This is a genomic window from Rhodothalassium salexigens DSM 2132, from assembly GCF_004341375.1.
GTDB classification, from domain to species: domain Bacteria; phylum Pseudomonadota; class Alphaproteobacteria; order Sphingomonadales; family Rhodothalassiaceae; genus Rhodothalassium; species Rhodothalassium salexigens.
This window is the reverse complement of record NZ_SLXO01000008.1, coordinates 129,697-145,120: the sequence shown is the minus strand read 5'-3', so window position 1 is coordinate 145,120 and position 15,424 is coordinate 129,697. Positions and strand designations below refer to the sequence as shown.

General features: G+C 69.3%; 15 protein-coding genes, 1 tRNA gene and 1 pseudogene. 6 read left to right on the top strand and 11 right to left on the bottom strand.

Features of this window, described 5'->3' with window-relative positions; translation table 11 throughout:
* Window positions 1-37: 37 nt before the first annotated feature.
* From mgtE to EV659_RS11090, 3 genes are all read right to left on the bottom strand, one after another.
* Complete coding sequence (mgtE, locus tag EV659_RS11100) at window positions 38-1,504, bottom strand: magnesium transporter (protein WP_132708953.1); 1,467 nt, start codon at window positions 1,502-1,504, stop codon at window positions 38-40.
* Between the two features lie 171 nt (window positions 1,505-1,675).
* Window positions 1,676-1,763 (bottom strand) — tRNA-Leu (locus tag EV659_RS11095).
* A gap of 54 nt (window positions 1,764-1,817) precedes the next feature.
* Window positions 1,818-2,054, bottom strand: a complete 237-nt coding sequence (locus EV659_RS11090) for a FliM/FliN family flagellar motor switch protein (RefSeq protein WP_132708952.1) — start codon at window positions 2,052-2,054, stop codon at window positions 1,818-1,820.
* Window positions 2,055-2,385: 331 nt separating this feature from the next.
* On the opposite strand from EV659_RS11090, the pseudogene lipB reads away from it, so the two are divergent.
* Window positions 2,386-3,018: pseudogene (lipB, locus tag EV659_RS11085) on the top strand (lipoyl(octanoyl) transferase LipB); the annotation flags it as partial.
* Between the two features lie 232 nt (window positions 3,019-3,250).
* The gene (locus tag EV659_RS11080) at window positions 3,251-3,958 is read left to right on the top strand and encodes a TetR/AcrR family transcriptional regulator (RefSeq protein WP_132708951.1); all 708 of its coding nucleotides are present in this window, start codon (window positions 3,251-3,253) and stop codon (window positions 3,956-3,958) included.
* Here the strand turns inward: EV659_RS11080 and ggt are convergent.
* Complete coding sequence (ggt, locus tag EV659_RS11075) at window positions 3,952-5,676, bottom strand: gamma-glutamyltransferase (protein ID WP_132708992.1); 1,725 nt, start codon at window positions 5,674-5,676, stop codon at window positions 3,952-3,954. The genes EV659_RS11080 and ggt overlap by 7 nt on opposite strands.
* Window positions 5,677-5,868: 192 nt before the next feature.
* Here ggt and EV659_RS11070 point away from each other — a divergent pair, with 192 nt between their 5' ends.
* Entirely contained in the window at window positions 5,869-6,210 is a 342-nt protein-coding gene (locus tag EV659_RS11070; RefSeq protein ID WP_200287474.1) for a YbjQ family protein, read from the top strand.
* 39 nt (window positions 6,211-6,249) lie between these two features.
* Here the strand turns inward: EV659_RS11070 and EV659_RS11065 are convergent, their stop codons facing one another.
* From EV659_RS11065 to EV659_RS11050, 4 genes are all read right to left on the bottom strand, one after another.
* The gene (locus tag EV659_RS11065) at window positions 6,250-6,528 is read right to left on the bottom strand and encodes a hypothetical protein (RefSeq protein WP_132708950.1); all 279 of its coding nucleotides are present in this window, start codon (window positions 6,526-6,528) and stop codon (window positions 6,250-6,252) included.
* 104 nt (window positions 6,529-6,632) lie between these two features.
* A complete protein-coding gene (locus tag EV659_RS11060; protein ID WP_165878858.1) occupies window positions 6,633-7,160 on the bottom strand; it encodes a helix-turn-helix domain-containing protein in 528 nt (175 codons plus the stop codon).
* Complete coding sequence (locus EV659_RS11055) at window positions 7,160-7,501, bottom strand: hypothetical protein (RefSeq protein ID WP_132708948.1); 342 nt, start codon at window positions 7,499-7,501, stop codon at window positions 7,160-7,162. Before EV659_RS11055 ends, EV659_RS11060 begins: the two co-directional genes overlap by 1 nt.
* Before the next feature lie 256 nt (window positions 7,502-7,757).
* Complete coding sequence (locus EV659_RS11050) at window positions 7,758-8,351, bottom strand: superoxide dismutase (RefSeq protein ID WP_279388347.1); 594 nt, start codon at window positions 8,349-8,351, stop codon at window positions 7,758-7,760.
* Window positions 8,352-8,540: 189 nt separating this feature from the next.
* On the opposite strand from EV659_RS11050, the gene EV659_RS11045 reads away from it, so the two are divergent.
* Complete coding sequence (locus tag EV659_RS11045) at window positions 8,541-10,235, top strand: DNA recombination protein RmuC (protein ID WP_132708946.1); 1,695 nt, start codon at window positions 8,541-8,543, stop codon at window positions 10,233-10,235.
* A gap of 10 nt (window positions 10,236-10,245) precedes the next feature.
* On the opposite strand, the gene EV659_RS11040 is transcribed toward EV659_RS11045, so the two are convergent.
* On the bottom strand, window positions 10,246-10,959 hold the full coding sequence (locus tag EV659_RS11040; RefSeq protein ID WP_132708945.1) for a 2OG-Fe(II) oxygenase: 714 nt from the start codon (window positions 10,957-10,959) through the stop codon (window positions 10,246-10,248).
* Between the two features lie 133 nt (window positions 10,960-11,092).
* On the opposite strand from EV659_RS11040, the gene EV659_RS11035 reads away from it, so the two are divergent.
* On the top strand, window positions 11,093-12,151 hold the full coding sequence (locus EV659_RS11035) for a Kelch repeat-containing protein (protein WP_132708944.1): 1,059 nt from the start codon (window positions 11,093-11,095) through the stop codon (window positions 12,149-12,151).
* A gap of 41 nt (window positions 12,152-12,192) precedes the next feature.
* On the opposite strand, the gene guaD is transcribed toward EV659_RS11035, so the two are convergent.
* On the bottom strand, window positions 12,193-13,512 hold the full coding sequence (gene guaD / locus EV659_RS11030; RefSeq protein WP_132708943.1) for a guanine deaminase: 1,320 nt from the start codon (window positions 13,510-13,512) through the stop codon (window positions 12,193-12,195).
* A 667-nt stretch (window positions 13,513-14,179) separates the two neighbouring features.
* Here guaD and uraD point away from each other — a divergent pair.
* Window positions 14,180-14,773, top strand: a complete 594-nt coding sequence (gene uraD / locus EV659_RS11025; RefSeq protein ID WP_165878857.1) for a 2-oxo-4-hydroxy-4-carboxy-5-ureidoimidazoline decarboxylase — start codon at window positions 14,180-14,182, stop codon at window positions 14,771-14,773.
* Here uraD and EV659_RS11020 read toward each other — a convergent pair.
* On the bottom strand, window positions 14,743-15,312 hold the full coding sequence (locus EV659_RS11020) for a phosphoribosyltransferase (RefSeq protein WP_132708941.1): 570 nt from the start codon (window positions 15,310-15,312) through the stop codon (window positions 14,743-14,745). The genes uraD and EV659_RS11020 overlap by 31 nt on opposite strands.
* Window positions 15,313-15,424: the final 112 nt, after the last annotated feature.

Here is a 15,424-nt window from a genome sequence, read left to right as displayed (position 1 = left end):
GGCGAACGCCAGGGGGCGGCGCGCCGCAGCTCAGGGATTACAACAGCACCAACGCCGCAAGCCCCAGAAAGGCCAGAAAGCCGATCACGTCGGTGATCGTGGTCACGAACACGGTCGACGAGACCGCCGGGTCGATGCCCAGCCGCGACAGCGTCATCGGCACCAGGATGCCCGACAGCCCGGCGACCGCAAGATTGATGACCATCGCAGCGGCCAGCACCCCGGCCAGCAGCGGGTCGCCGAACCAGGCCCAGGCGACGCCGCCGATGACCCCGGCCAGCAAGGCGCCGTTGATCAGACCGACCAGCAATTCCTTGTTGACGATGCGCAGCGCGTTGGCCGCCGACAATTCCTTGGTCGCCAGAGCGCGCACGGCGACGGTCATGGTCTGAGTGCCGGCATTGCCGCCCATGGACGCCACGATGGGCATCAGCACGGCGAGCGCCACCAGTTGCTGGATGGTCGCCTCGAACCGGCCGATCACCGCCGACGCCAGCACGGCGGTGCCCAGATTGACCAACAACCAGGTGAACCGGCTGCGGGTCATGGTGACGATCGACTCGTTGACGCCGCCCTCCGACACCCCGGCGAGCGCCAGGATGTCCTCCTGCGCCTCCTGCTCGACCACATGGACGATGTCGTCGACGGTGATCACGCCGACCAGACGGCGGCTCTGATCGATCACCGCGGCCGAGATCAGGTGATACTTGTTGAACTGATAGGCGACGTCCTCCTGGTCGGCCATCACGTCGATCAGATGCGGGTCGCGGGTCATGATGTCGCCGATCTTGACCCGCCGCTCGTTGCGCATCACGCGGCTGAGCGCGATCGCGCCGACCGGCCGATGAAACGGATCGGTGACGATGATCTCGTAGAAATCGTCGGGTAGCGACGGATTTTCGGCGCGCAGATAGTCGATGGTCTGGCCGACGGTCCAGAACTGCGGCACGGCGACCAGATCGCGCTGCATGATCCGGCCGGCGGATTCTTCTGGATAGGCGAGGCCCTCCTCGATCACCACCCGGTCGGCGGCGGCGAGCCGGCGCAGCACCTGATTCTGGACGTCCTCGTCCAGTTCCTCGATCACCGCGATGGCGTCGTCGCTGTCCAGTTGGCGCACCGCCTCGGCGACCAGCGTGGCCGGCACCTGGCGCACCACGTCGGTGAACACCTGGCCGTCCAATTCCGGCAGCACCGCAGGGTCCAGATTGTCGCCGGCGAGGGCGGCCAGTTGCCGGCGATCCGATGGCGGCAGCACCTCGAACAGATCGGCCAGGTCGGGCAAGGCCAGCCCGTCGACCAGATCCGCGGCCTCGGCCGCATCCTCGCGGCGCACCGCCTCGACCACCTGCTGGACGAAATCCACCTGCAGGTGCGCATCCTGGCTGCTCGGATCGCGATCGTCGTCGGATCGGGTTTTCAGAAGCGTGCCGCCCCCCTCATCGGGGAGCAAATCTGGCGGTTCCGGCCACGGCGCGCGGCGCTCGGGCGGTCTGTCGGTCATGCCGGCCCTCCCTGTCTGCCGCCACCCTCCGGTATTCGCCGTTCGCTCGGGATCGGCCCCCGGGATCGGCTGCGCCCCTCAGGGGGTCTGACGCCCTCTCCGGGACCGCCCGCACCAAGCGCGCCGGACCGCAAGGGCCCGCCCGGCTCGGCATCTTGGGGCGAGAGATAATGGTGCGGTCGAGAAGACTCGAACTTCCACGGGCTTATCGCCCACAGCGACCTCAACGCTGCGCGTCTACCAATTCCGCCACGACCGCATCGGAGGCCGGGGTATACCGAAAGCCCCGCCGTCGATCAAGCCCTCAGTCGCCTTAAAGATCACGAAAAGAGGTCATCTCGGTAATCGACACGCCGATCTTCTCGCCCATCACCTGCACCTCACCCCGGGCGATCAGCTCGCCATTGGCGTAGATCCAGGCTTCCTCGTCGACGTTCGAATCCAGATCGACCACGGCGCCGCGGCCCATCTTGAGCAATTGCCGGATCGGCATATTGGCCGAGCCGATCACCACCGAGATTTCCACACCGACCTTGTTGAGTGAGCTCACACCATGCCTCGTATGATCTGGACCGACCCACCGGGACCGTCACGCCGGCGGTCAAACACGCCGCCGGGAGTGTTGCACCTTCGCGCAACCATGTTACTTGAGGGTTAACCGCTTCGGAAGGAGACTGTAAACGGTGGCCAGCGGATGCCATAGAAAGACTCCCGCCAGCGCCCCGGGCGACGCCCGCGGCGACCGCTCTGGCAGCGCTGCGGACAGCAATTCCAGCCCCGTTTCGAGCCCTGTCCCTGGGCGTGCGTCTGACGGCAACAGTGCCGGGCAACACCGCGCCGGCCCCGATACCCCGCACCCGAACGCCGCCGAGTGGCCGGCCTGGGAGGTCGCTGAAGGCCTGGTCGACTACGCCCAGGCCCTGGAGCGCATGGAACGGCGGGTTGCGGAGATCCGCGCCGGCACGGCGCCCGAGTTGATCTGGCTGGTGGAACACCCGCCGCTCTACACCGCCGGCACCCGCGCCAAACCCGCCGACCTGCTGACCCCGGATCGCTTTCCAGTCTATCAAACCGGGCGCGGTGGCGAATACACCTATCACGGGCCGGGGCAACGGGTGGTCTATGTGATGATCGACCTGACGCGCCGCGGCCGCGACGTCCGTCGTTTCGTGGCCGGCCTCGAAGCCTGGATCATCGCCGCGCTCGCCCGCTTCAACGTCACCGCCGAGGTGCGCGACGGCCGCGTCGGCGTCTGGGTGCCCCGCCCGGCCATGGGGCGCGAGGACAAGATCGCCGCCATCGGCGTCCGGGTCCGGCGATGGGTCAGCTATCATGGGCTGGCGATCAATGTGGACCCGGACCTGGCCCATTTTTCGGGTATCGTGCCGTGCGGGCTGTCCGCCTTCGGCGTCACATCGCTGGCCGACCTGGGCTATCCGGTAACCCTGACCGACATGGACGTGGCGCTGCATGAAACACTCCCAACCTTGTTGACATACACAGAAAAAAGTTGAGGCTTAAAGTCAACGCCGCGTCATGGCTGTGAACAGATTTCGATTTGAAATCAAATCTCTGGCGTTCTTCGCCAATCTGATTTAAGTCGAACAAAAGTTGACTGAACGGTATTGGTTGGCATGGTTTGAGACCGCTTGATGATCGCCTTGGAACCATGTCGCGATCACTACGGGTATTATGAGCAGGCCCTAGGGCTGCCTGCTCAATGCCAAGATGTAAAAAGGGGGGGTCATGGGCCGACGCTCGGATCATAGCCGCAAGGAGTTGGAGGAACTGGCTCTGTCCGCCGCCATCCAGGGGGTCACGGCGCAGGGCACGCAGGGCCTGACCATTCGCGGCGTCGCCCACGCAATCGGTTATTCGCCCGGCACGCTGTACAATCTGTTCGAAAACCGCGACGAGTTGATCCTGCGGGTCGCCGGCCGCGCGCTCGATCTGCTGCTTCAGACGCTGGAGGCCGCCGAGGCGAAGGACAAGGCGATCGGCCTGCATGGCCTGTGCGACCAGTTCATCCGCTTCGTCGAAACCAACGGCCTGTTGTGGGAGGCGGTGATCGCCGCGCGCGCCCAGCGCAGCGACCCGGCGATCTGGTATTGGCAGAAGGTGATGCGCATCGTCGAGGTGAATCAGCGCGTTCTATTGCGCGCCCTGCCCGACCTGCCGGCGGAGGTGGCCATGCGCAGCGCCATAACCGTGGCGCTGGCGCTCAACGGCTTGATCGCCACCGTCGATCGGCAGAATCTTTGGACCTTCGCGCAAAGCGACCTGGCGTCCATGGCCCACGACCTGATCGACCGCTATACCGCCGGCCTGGCTGCCGTTGGGGACGGGAGCCAGAGACCGGGCCAGACCCAGCCCGGTGAACAAAGCCACGGCGCCCCGGCCGCCGACGCCGCCCATGCGGTGACGACGGCGACCGACGGGCCGGGCGATCAATAGGCGACGACGATGCCGTCCTTGCGCATCTCGGTCGCCCCCCAATAGACGCCGGTCTCGGGGTCGCGCCAGATCGCCTGATAGCCGCCGAACGGCCCCTTGGTGTATTCCACATCATGGCCGCGCGCTTCCAGGTCCATGCGCACCTCTTGCGCGATGCCGGTTTCGATGCGCAGCGTGCCGCCGTCGGTCATCGGCCCCGGTCCGGCGAACGGTTGGGTCGAACCGGCATGGTTGTAACGCGCGGCGTCGCCCGCTTCCTGCACGTTCATACCGAAATCGACCAGATTGACCACGATCTGCGCGTGGCCCTGGGGCTGCATGGCGCCGCCCATCAGGCCGAAGCTCAGCCACGGCGCGCCATCCTTGGTGATGAAGGCGGGAATGATGGTGTGGAACGGCCGCTTGCCCGGCGCATAGACATTGGGGTGATCGGGGTCGAGGCTGAACAGCGCGCCGCGATCCTGCAACATGAAGCCGAGCCCGTCGGGCACCAGCCCCGACCCCATGCCGCGATAGTTGGACTGGATCAGCGACACCATCATGCCGTCCTTGTCGGCGACGGTCAGATAGATGGTATCGCCTTCCATCAGCTTCGGGTCGCCGGGGTCGACCTCGGTGCTGGCGCGATCCATGGCGATGGTCGCCCGCCGCTCGGCCGCATAGTCCTCGGACAACAGCCGCGCCAGCGGCACGTCGTAGAAATCGGGGTCGGCATAGAAGCGCGCCCGGTCGGCGAAGGCCAGCTTCTTGGCTTCGGTCGACACGTGCAGATAATCGGCCGAGCCGAAGCCCATGGCGGCCAGGTCATAGCCTTCGAGGATGGTGAGCATCTGCAAGGCGGCGATGCCCTGGCCGTTGGGCGGCAGTTCCCAGACGTCATAGCCGCGATAATTGACCGACACCGGCTCGACCCAGGTGGACGTGTGGTCGACCAGATCGCGTTTTCTGAGCGGCCCGCCGATGCGCTTCATATAGGCGTCGATGGTGTCGGCGATCGGACCGTCGTAGAAGGCGTCGCGCCCGCCCTCGGCGATCAGGCGCAGCGTGCGCGCCAGATCCGGGTTGCGGAACACGTCGCCATGGCCCAGCGGCCGGCCGTCAGGCTCATAGGTGGCCTTGTAGTTGTCGATCTCCTCGACGATGCCTTGGGCATGCAGGGTGCGGAACGCCTCGGCCGAGCGGGTCAGGTAATAGCCGATCAACTGGGTGACCGGGAACCCCGCCTCGGCATAGCGGATCGCCGGCGCCAGATTGTCGGCCATGGGCTGGCGGCCGAACCGGTCGTGCAGCGTGTACCAACCGTCGACCGTGCCCGGCACGCTGACCGACAGGCTGCCCCAGTCGGGGATGTCGTCGCCGTCGAGCTTCGCTTTGAGGTCGTCGAGGCTCTGGCCCAGGGGCGCGCGGCCCGAGCCGTTGAGGCCGTAGAGGCGCTCGGTCTCGGGGTCCCAGACGATGGCGAACAGGTCGCCGCCGATGCCGTTGCCGGTGGGCTCCATCAGCCCTAAGGCCGCGTTGGCGGCGATCGCCGCGTCCACCGCGTTACCGCCGGCCTTCAACACGTCGATGGCGATCTGGCTGGCCAGCGGGTGCGAGGTGGCGGCGATGCCGTTCATGCCCAGCACCGGCGCGCGGGTGGCGAACGCCGCGCCCACCACCCGGTCGCCGCCGCCGCTCTTGTCCGGCCCGGCGGCCAGGTCGTCGCCCCATCCGATCATCACCACCCCAGCCAAAATCGCCTTGCCCATGGCGCCGAGCGCGCCGCGCAAACGTCCCATGATTGTCCTTCCCGTTATGGATTGCGGGTGTTTATGCTCGACGCACGCTAGAGGGTTTTGCGATCGGATTGAACCGCACCGATCGACCATCTGCCGTGACCGAGCCCGACCCAGGACAGCAGGAGAACGCCCATGGCTCACCCCCAAGACATCCGCCTGACCACCGCGCCGACGCTCGCCGGCGCCACCATCGACCGCGAGATCGATATCGTCAGCGCCGAGGCGGTCTATGGCGTCAACCTGTTCCGCGACCTGTTCGCCCAGGTGCGCGACGTGTTCGGCGGCCGGTCCAGTTCCATGCAATCGGCGCTCAAGGAAGCGCGCGAAGAGGTGATGCGCGAGCTGCGCGAGGAGGCCGCCGCGCGCGACGCCGACGGCGTTGTGGCGGTGACGCTGGACTATGAGGAATTGAGCGGCGGCGGCGCGAACATGCTGTTGGTGGTCGCCACCGGCACGGCGGTCCGACTGAAATAGCCGCCACTAGGACCGCGCACGCACACGCGCGCGCCGCGCTCACGGTGCCGCCAAGAGCGTCCACGCCTCGGCCGCCAGGATGCAGCCATAGCCGAGCCACAGACAGGCCCGGTCGGACGGCCGCCAGCGGCGCGCCTGGCGCTCGCGGCGGTCGCGCAGCTTGGCCAACTCGTCGTGGAACATCGGGTCGCTGCGGTCGGAAAACCGGATGTCGCTCAGCCGGGTCTGCCGGCGCGCCAGGCTGTCGGCCCGCAACACCGGACGGGCAAGCAGCAAGACCCCTGCCAGCCCCAGCAATCCCGGCGGGTCAATCGCCATCGGCCCGGACACGCCCCCAGATACCCCAGATGCCCCGGATGCCCCGAGACGGCCGGCGCCCGGCCCGCCCCGGCGGCGCCGGAGCAACTGCCGCCGCGACCGGGTCAGAACGACAGGTCGAAGTCGTCATCGGGTTCGTCATCGAGATCGTCGATGTGGATGTCCTGGTCGTCGGCGGTATCGTCACCGGCGGCGTCTTCGCGGGCCACCGCCGCGTCGCCGAGCCCGGCGGTGTCGGCCTGCTTCACCAGATCGGGGGCGATCAACGCCGCGAGTGCCGCGTCCTCGTCGGCCGCCACGGCCACCGCCTCGGCAGCATCGTCAGACACCTCAAGGTCGCTCGAAACAGGCTCGGCGAACGCGTCGAAGGGCAACAGACCGAACGCGCCCAAATAGGCATTGACCAGCGCCTGGCTTGGCCATGCACCGGTCACGGTTTCCAACTGCGCGACCTGAGCTGCGGTCAGCCCCGACCGGCGCGCGGTCTCGGCCACGGTCAGGCCGGCCTGCCGGCGCGCCCCGATCAGGCCGTCGACCAGCCGCCAGCGCGCCCGATTGTCCCGCAGGCGCTCGGCAAACGCCGGCTGGCGGTGCAGAATGACCGCCAGATCGTCGCTCAACGTGCCTTTCATCATGCCAGTCCTCCGGCCTCCTGCAACCGCCTGGCGCGCAACAGCACTTGCCCACACGCCGAGGGGTTCTCCGAAACCCCCAGAAAGATCAACGCCTTGCCGTCGCGCTGCGCGAACAACAGAAACACTCTCCGGCGCCCGGGCACCGGGCAGGCGAACAGCCCGAGCCCCAGGCCCCAGCGGTCGGCGCAGCGCATCGCCGGTTCGGGACCATGGGCCGCCAGGGTGGCCAGAACGCGAAACGCCTCTTCCTTGGCGTCATCGTCCAAGGCGGCCAATTGGGCCCGGAACGTCGTTTTGTGCTCCGCGTCGGCCACCGAATTGAGGTCGAAGGATACCATAGCGCTGCCCAGCCGGCCACCACGAGCCGTGAGCGTAGAAAAGTCCGTTCAACTCCACAACCGGCAAGGCATCCGCCCAAGACCCGCCCCAAAAGACAAACCGCCCGGCGGGGCGCGGTCCCGGCCGGGCGGTTCGTGTGGCGTGGCGGTCAGCCTTTGACCTGGCCCTTGAACGGCCAGGAAAGCGACCGCTGCGGCCGATACTCGGCGGTGCCGGGGGGACGGCGGCGACGAGCGCCGGCCCCGACACCTGCGATCAGGACGCCTGTTCGTAGATCTCGGTGACGCGCTCCCAGTTGACCAGATGGTCGAAGAACGCTTCGAGATATTTGGGCCGGGCATTGCGATAGTCGATGTAGTAGCTGTGCTCCCACACGTCGCAGCCGAGCAGCGCGGTTCCGCCGTGGACCAGCGGATTTTCGCCATTGGGCGTCTGGGTCACCGCAAGCTTGCCGTCCTTCCACACCAGCCAGCACCAGCCCGAGCCGAACTGGGTCACGCCGGCCTGGACGAAGGCTTCCTTGAAGTCGTCGACGCTGCCGAAATCCTTCTTGATCTGGCTTTCCAGATTGCCGGGGATGGCGCCGCCGCCCTTGGGGCTCATCCAGTGCCAGAACTCCATATGGTTCCAGTGCTGGGCGATCTGGTTGAACAGCTTGGGGTCGGACTTGAAGCTCTCGCGGATGGCGCTTTCCAGGTCCATGTCCGCGTAGGGCGTGCCCTCCATCAGCTTGTTGCCGGCGGTGACATAGGCATTGTGGTGCTTGTCGTGGTGATACTCCAATGTCTCGGCGGACATATAGGGCTCAAGCGCTTTGTAGTCGTAGGGAAGATCGGGAAGGGTCAACACGGTCGTGTCCTCCTCTGTTGGGTATCGAAAGCGCGTCGACGGCAAGCCGCCTGGCGGACGCCGGGGCATCATCGCCGGGATATTTTAAAAATCAAGGACATCGGTCATCGCGATCGGCATGACGCCCCGGTTCGTTCTGGACAGGTGGGCGCCGCTTTGGCACCTTGCAACCGGAACAAGGGGTGAACAATGATCGACACGATCTGGCTGATCGCGGCTGCGGCCGGGCTTGGCGGGGCGTTGGCGGGGCTTGTCGGGGGCTATGCCATCGGCCGCCGCGACGTGACCCAGGCCCGCGCCCATATGGCCGAGGCGATCCGCGACCTGCACGAGGTCCAGGCCGCCGCCCAGCAAGCCGCGATCCTGGAAGACCGGGTCGCCGACGAAAGCGCTGCCCGCGCCGACGCCGAGCGGCAATTGTCCGAGGTTCAGGCGCGCGCCGAGGAGCGCCACCGGGCCATGGCGCGCCAGGTGGACGAGTTGAAGAATGTCCGCGCCCAGATGGAGACCCAGTTCAAGACCATGATCAACGCGGCGCTGACCCAAAGCCGCGACGACTTCCTGAAGCAGGCCCAGGCGCATTTCGACAAACACCAGGCGCACGCCCGCAGCGACCTCGAAGGGCTGGTCCGGCCGATGGCCCAGACGCTCGAACACTATCGCCAGAACCTCAAGGAGATCGAGACCGCGCGCCAGAACGCCTATGGCAGCCTGACCAGCGAACTGCGCTCGGTGGCGGCGGCGCAAAAAGAGGTCAAGGAAGAGGCCGCGCGGCTGTCCACCGCGCTGCGCTCGGGCTCGGGCGTGCGCGGGCGCTGGGGCGAAAGCCAGTTGCGGCGGATCATGGAACTGGCCGGCATGGCGCCCTATGTGGACTTCACCACCCAGACCAGCACCCAAAACGGCGGCACCCAGCAGCGCCCCGACGCGGTGATCCACCTGCCAGGCAAGCGCGCCATCGTCATCGATGCCAAGACGCCCATGTCGGCGTTCCTCGAAGCCCAGGCGACCGAGGACCCACGCGAGCGCGACGCCAAGCTCGCCCAGCACGCCGCCCAGGTGCGCACCCAGGTGCGCGCGCTGTCGAAGAAAAGCTATTGGAGCGCCTTCGGCCCCGGCCTCGAAGCGGTGGTGATGTTCCTGCCCGGCGACGATCTGATCGCCGCCGCGGTGGAACAGGACCCGACGCTGTACGAAGAGGCGTTCGCCAACCAGGTGATCCTGGCGACCCCGGCGACGCTGTTCGCGCTCGCCCGCGCCGTCGCCCATGTGTGGACCCAGGAACAGATGGCCGAACGCGCCCACGACGCCGCCCGGCTCGGCCGCGAACTCTATGACCGGATCACCACCATGGCCGGCCACATCACCCGGCTCGGCACCGCGCTCGACCGCTCGGTCGGCCACTACAACAGCTTCGTCAACAGCCTGGAACGCCGGGTGCTGCCCACGGCGCGCAAGTTCGAAAGCCTCGGCATTCTCGACCAGCGCCCGCCGCTCGACACGCTCACCACCCTGGCGCCCACCGCCGCCGCGCTCGACGCCAGCGAATTCAAGGCCGCCGCCGACGCCAGCCCGGCTCCTGCGCCGGCCGCGCCGCTCGATATCGACCCGGCCACCCCCGACTTCGCCACCGCCGATCCAGCCGCCGGCGACCGGGACAGCACCGATCCAGCCGATCCAGCCGACCCCGCCGATCCGCACCGCCTCGTGGCGCCCGATGACGACAGCCCCTGGCTCGACCGGTTGGGCGACGATTGGGCCCGGCCCGACGCTACTCAGCCGGCCGACGCGGGGCCGCCGGACGCCCCAACGCCAGACACAGAGCCGCAAGACAAAGAGCCGCCGGCGCCGGACCGGACGACCGCGGCGCGCGACAGCGGCTAATCGCGGGCGGTCAGCGCAAGCGCGGCCCGTGCGCCCAGGCCACCAGCGCCACCCGCGCGCCAAGGCTCACCGGCGCCACCCGGTGCAACACGAAACTGGGAAACACCGCAGCGGTGCCGAGCGCCCGGTCCAAGGTCACCTCATGGCCCTCGGCGTTGAGGGTCAGCGCGCCGCCCTCATAGCCATCGGCGGGGCTCAACTGGACCGACACCGACAGCTTGCGCCGCGCCGCCGGCCCGCGCCGGGCCCGGTCCACATGCCAATCATAATGGCCGCCCATCGTACCGGGATAGCGGGCGATCAGCGCGCCTTCGATGAACGGCTCGGCGTCCAGGTCGAACCCGAAGGCGGCGGCATTGGCGCCAGCGACCAGATGCGCCAGCCGCTCGAACGCCCAAGCGGTCGCCGGCTCGTCGTCGAGCCACAAGGTCTCGCACGCGCGCACCCGGGGGTCGCGGACCCGCCCCGCCAGGTCGCCGCCGGCGGCCGGCCGGTCGCGCGCGGCCGCGTCGATCAACGCCGACAGGCGCGCGCACTCCCCGGCGCTGAACAGGGCGGGCTCCACCCACACCCCGGCGATCAAACCGCCGGCCAGGTCGCGATCGCGCGACAGCCTCCCGGCCTTCCCGTCGGGCAGGCTCTCGGCCGGCCCGTCGGGCGGGCTCTCGGACGCGCCCTCAAACGCTGGCGGCCCGCTTCCCGACCGCCCAAAGGGACCGCGCATCGGCCGCAGACTCCTTTTCAACGCCAACCCAATAAGTCTATAAGCGGCCCAAATCCGGGGCCTGTCAAGCGGCCGGGGCCGATGCTCTGCCGCCGCGCCCCTCGCCGCTCCTCAAGCCCGGAAGGCGCCGCCCATGGCCTGGAAACCGTTTGCCGCCCTGATCGCGACCCTGGCACTCGCCGCGTGCGCGCTGCGGCCCGACCCGGCCACGAAACCGGCCGCCCAAGCGCTGGTCACCGACCGCGCGGCCATGCCGGTGGCGCTGGCCGACAATGCGGTCGCCGCGCTCGAACGCGACGGCCGGCCGTTCTTCTACAGCGTCGCCGGCCAGGGCAGCGCAGGCCCCTATCGCGACGGCAGCCGGCTGGCATTCGAATATGACGCGCTTGACGACCGCTGGCGCGCGCTGCCGCCCCTGCCCGGCACGCGCGGGCTGGTGGGCGTGGCGGCGGCGGGTGTCGGCGGCCGGCTCTATCTGGTCGGCGGCACCTGGGGCGACGGCTCGGGCCGGCTTGCCGAAACCGCCCTGGTCTTCGACCCGGCGACGCGCGCCTATGCGCCCCTGCCGACGCCGCCCTTGCCGGTGGCGCACGCGCTGATCGGCGTCTATGCCGAGCGCTATCTGGTGCTGGTGGCCGGCCGCGCGGAAGGCGGCGCGGTGGCCGCGGTGCAGGTGTTCGACACCGAGGCCGAGGAATGGTTCCCGGCCAGCCAATTGCCGGGGCCCGGCCGGTTCGGCCATGCGGGCGGTCTGGTGGGCGACACGCTGCTGGTCACCGGCGGGCGCCGGGCGCCCGGCGGCGCACCGGTGGCCGGCAGTTGGGCCGGCACCATCAATCCCGACGACCCGAGCGTGATCGACTGGGAGCCGGTGCCCGACCCGCCGGGCGCACCGCTGTTCGCCGCCGCCGGCGGCGGCGTGGCGGCGAGCGGCTGGGTGGTGGTCGCCGGCGGCACCGCCAGCGCCGACCTGTCCCCGGCCGAGGGCGCCCCGGCCAGGGCCGCGGTGCACGTGTTCGACCTGGACAGCCGGCAGTGGATCGGCGAAGGCCGGCGCCGGGTCGCCACCATGGCCCATCGCGGGCTGGTCAGCGACGGCGACCAGATCTACACGCTCGGCGGCCGCGGCCCCGGCGGGGTGATCACCGGCGCGGTGATCCCGGTCGCCCTCGGCCCGCAGCCCCGGGGCTGAGCGCCCCCGGGCGGCCAGGAGGCGACCCGGCGGGCTGTGGCCTAGCCCCCGCTGCCGTTGCGCCGACCCCGGCGCCACGCCTTGGCGCCCATCAGCCGGGTTTCGGCCACGCAGCGGTCGTCGCCCAGGGTGGCGAGCATGAACAACACGTCCTCGACGCCCCGACAGGTGGCGCGGCGGCGCGCCAGCAACGGCGTCGCTGCGGGGTCGAGGACGACGAAATCCGCCTCCTTGCCCGGTTGCAGGCTGCCGATGCGGTGATCGATCCCGAGCGCCCGGGCGCCGCCGAGCGTCGCCAGATAGAGCCCGCGCAACGGGTCGAGCCCCTGGCCCCGCAACCGCGCCACCTTGTAGGCGTCGCCCAGGGTGGCCAGCAGCGACAGGCTGGTGCCCGCGCCCACATCGGTGCCGAGCGCGGTGGTCAACCCGGCCGCATCCGCCGCCGCCAGGTCATAAAGGCCGCTGCCCAGGAACAGGTTGGAACTGGGGCAATGGGCCAGCGAGGCGCCGGTCTCGGCCAGCCGCGCCCGGTCGCCGCTCGACAGGTGGATGGCGTGGGCCAGCACCGAGCGTCGGGTGAGCAGCCCGGCGCGGTCATAGACGTCCACATAGCCATCAGCGGCCGGGAACAACTGGTCGACCAGCGCCACCTCGTCGGCGGTCTCGCTCAGATGGGTGTGCAGAAGCACGTCGTCATGGGCGGCGAGCAGGCGCCCGGCGGCGGCCAGCAGGGTGTCGCCGCACGACGGCGCGAAGCGCGGCGTGACCGCATAGCCAAGCCGGCCGCGCCCGCGCCAGGCACGGATCAGCCGGTCGGTGGCCGCGGCACCGGTTTGCGCGTCCTCCAGCAAGGCATCGGGGGCGTTGCGGTCCATCAACACCTTGCCGCCGATCAGCCGCATGTTGCGCGCCAGGGCCGCCTCGAACAGCGCCTCCACCGAGGCCGCGTGGACGGTGGCGAAAACCAGCGCGCTGGTGGTGCCGTGGCGCATCATCTCGTCGAGGAAGAAGGCCGCCGTGGTGCGGGCGTGCGCGGGGTCGGCGAAGCGCGCCTCGCACGGGAAGGTGTAGCGGTCGAGCCAGTCGAGCAGCCCCGCGCCGTGGGACGCCATGATATCCACCTGGGGGAAATGCACATGGGCGTCGACGAACCCGGGCACGATCAACGCCCCGGGATAATGCTGCATGCTGACCGGGTCGGCGAGGCTCGGCGCCAGGTCGCGAAACGCCCCACAGGCGGCGATATGGCCGTCTTCCACCAGCAGCAGCCCGTCGGGGTGATAGACGATGGCGTCGCGCCCGGCAGTGGCAGGGTCGTCGATGGGCGTGCACAGCGCGGCGCGAAACGCGGTCCGGCTCATCGCCCGCGCCCCGCCGCTCCCGAACCGGGGACCGGGCGCGCCGCGCCCGGGGCTGAAGCCTGGCTCGACGGCCGAGCGAGGGCGCGCGCGAACGGTGGGGCGGGTCTGGACAATGCGGTCATCCTGGCCTCTGACGGATCTGCGGTCGCACATCGCCCGCCCCGGCGCCCCGGCAGGGAGCGTCGGCGGGCATGGCATGAAGGATCTGGGCCGGCCGCCCGGCGATGACACCGGCGGCCGCGTGATCGGAGCGCGAAAGCGGGCACCGCCTCCGCACCGCCTATAGCGCGGGAACGCCCGTGCCTCTGTCAAGCCCCGGCACCAAAAGGCGTGCACCCGACCGCCACGATGGCGTATACTCTGCCGCTCGTGCTGACGATGCCCATGGAGCCCGCGCCCCGTGTCCACCGATAGCCCGCGCCCGAGCCGCCAATCTGGCCACCCGTCGCCCAGAGACCCGTCTTTTGGTGATCCGTCACCCGGGACGTCGCCCGGCAATCGGTCGTCTGGAGATCCCGCTGGCGACCGGGCCGCCGTTGAGGCGCCCGCGCGCGCCAATCCATCGCAACGGCCGGATGACGCCGCCGAGGCCCCGCCGCCGGCGCACGATCCAGCCGGCCAAGGCCCCGTCGGGACGCTGTCGCCGGCGCCGAGTGCGCTCGACCAGGTGCGTTTCGTCGCCACCTATGGCGGCCTTTACGATGACGGTGCCTGGCTGGCCGAGGCATTGGCGCCGCGAACCGACGACGGCTCGCTCGACGACGCCGGCGCGCTTTATGCCGCCTTTGTCGACGCGGTTGAAACCGCGCCACCGCTCGACCAGATGCGGCTGATGCGCGCCCATCCCGACCTGATCGACAAGGCCGCCGTCGGCGAGGCGCGCAGCCCCGCCGATGCGGCCACCGGCGACACCGACGACCGCAGCAACAGCGGCGGCATCGACCGCTGCACGCCCGAGGAATACGCCACCATCGAGGCGCTGCACGCGCGCTACCGCAAGCGCTTCGGCCTGCCGTTCATCCTGGCCACCCGGGGGCTCGACCTCGGCCGGGTGATGGCCGCCCTACAGGCCCGGCTGGCCCATGATTTCGACGCCGAACGGCGCACCGCACTCAGCGAACTGCACAAGATCGCCGGCGCCCGTCTGGCCGCCTTCACCGCCGCGCCCGACCTGCAAGGCGCCGGCCCAGAGGCGCCGCAAGAGGACGCCCAAGAGGCGCCCGCGGGCGATCAGTCGCCCGACGGCCCGTCCCAGTCGTAAAAGCGCTTGGGCAGCGCCTTGTGGGCGCGCAGTTCCTCGGTGGTGCAGCCGCGCATTTCGTGCGGGAACACCAGCCACTGTTCGGTCTCGTGGATAAAGTAGTCCGGCACCCGGTCGGTGCGGTTCTTCAACGGCTTGTAATAGACCGTGGCGACCTTGATCTCGCGCGGGGCGTTGCGCCGGCAGCGCCTGCGCAGTTCCTCGATCACCGCGCGGACGCTGCGCCCGCTGTCGAACACATCGTCGACGATCAGCAACTGGTCGTCATAGTTGATGGTTTCGACCAGATGATCGAGGCCATAGACCTGGACCTCGTGCGACGGCTCGGTGCCGCCGCCATAGGACGCGGTGCGGATGGCGATATGGTCGGTTTCGATGCCCACATATTCGAACACTTCCTGCACCGCGATGCCCACCGGCGCGCCGCCGCGCCAGACGCCGACGATGAACGACGGCCGATAGCCGCTTTCCAGGATACGCATCGCCAATTCGAACGAATCGCGCAGAAGATCCTCGGCGGAAATAAAGACTTTGCTCATCCCAAGGGGGTTCCCGGTGGTGAAGTGGCGCCAGGGGTGGGGAAACGGCGCTGGCCGCAGCGCGCCGGCAGCCGTCGCGCCCGTGTATCCAACAGATCGCCCGCCCGCGCAA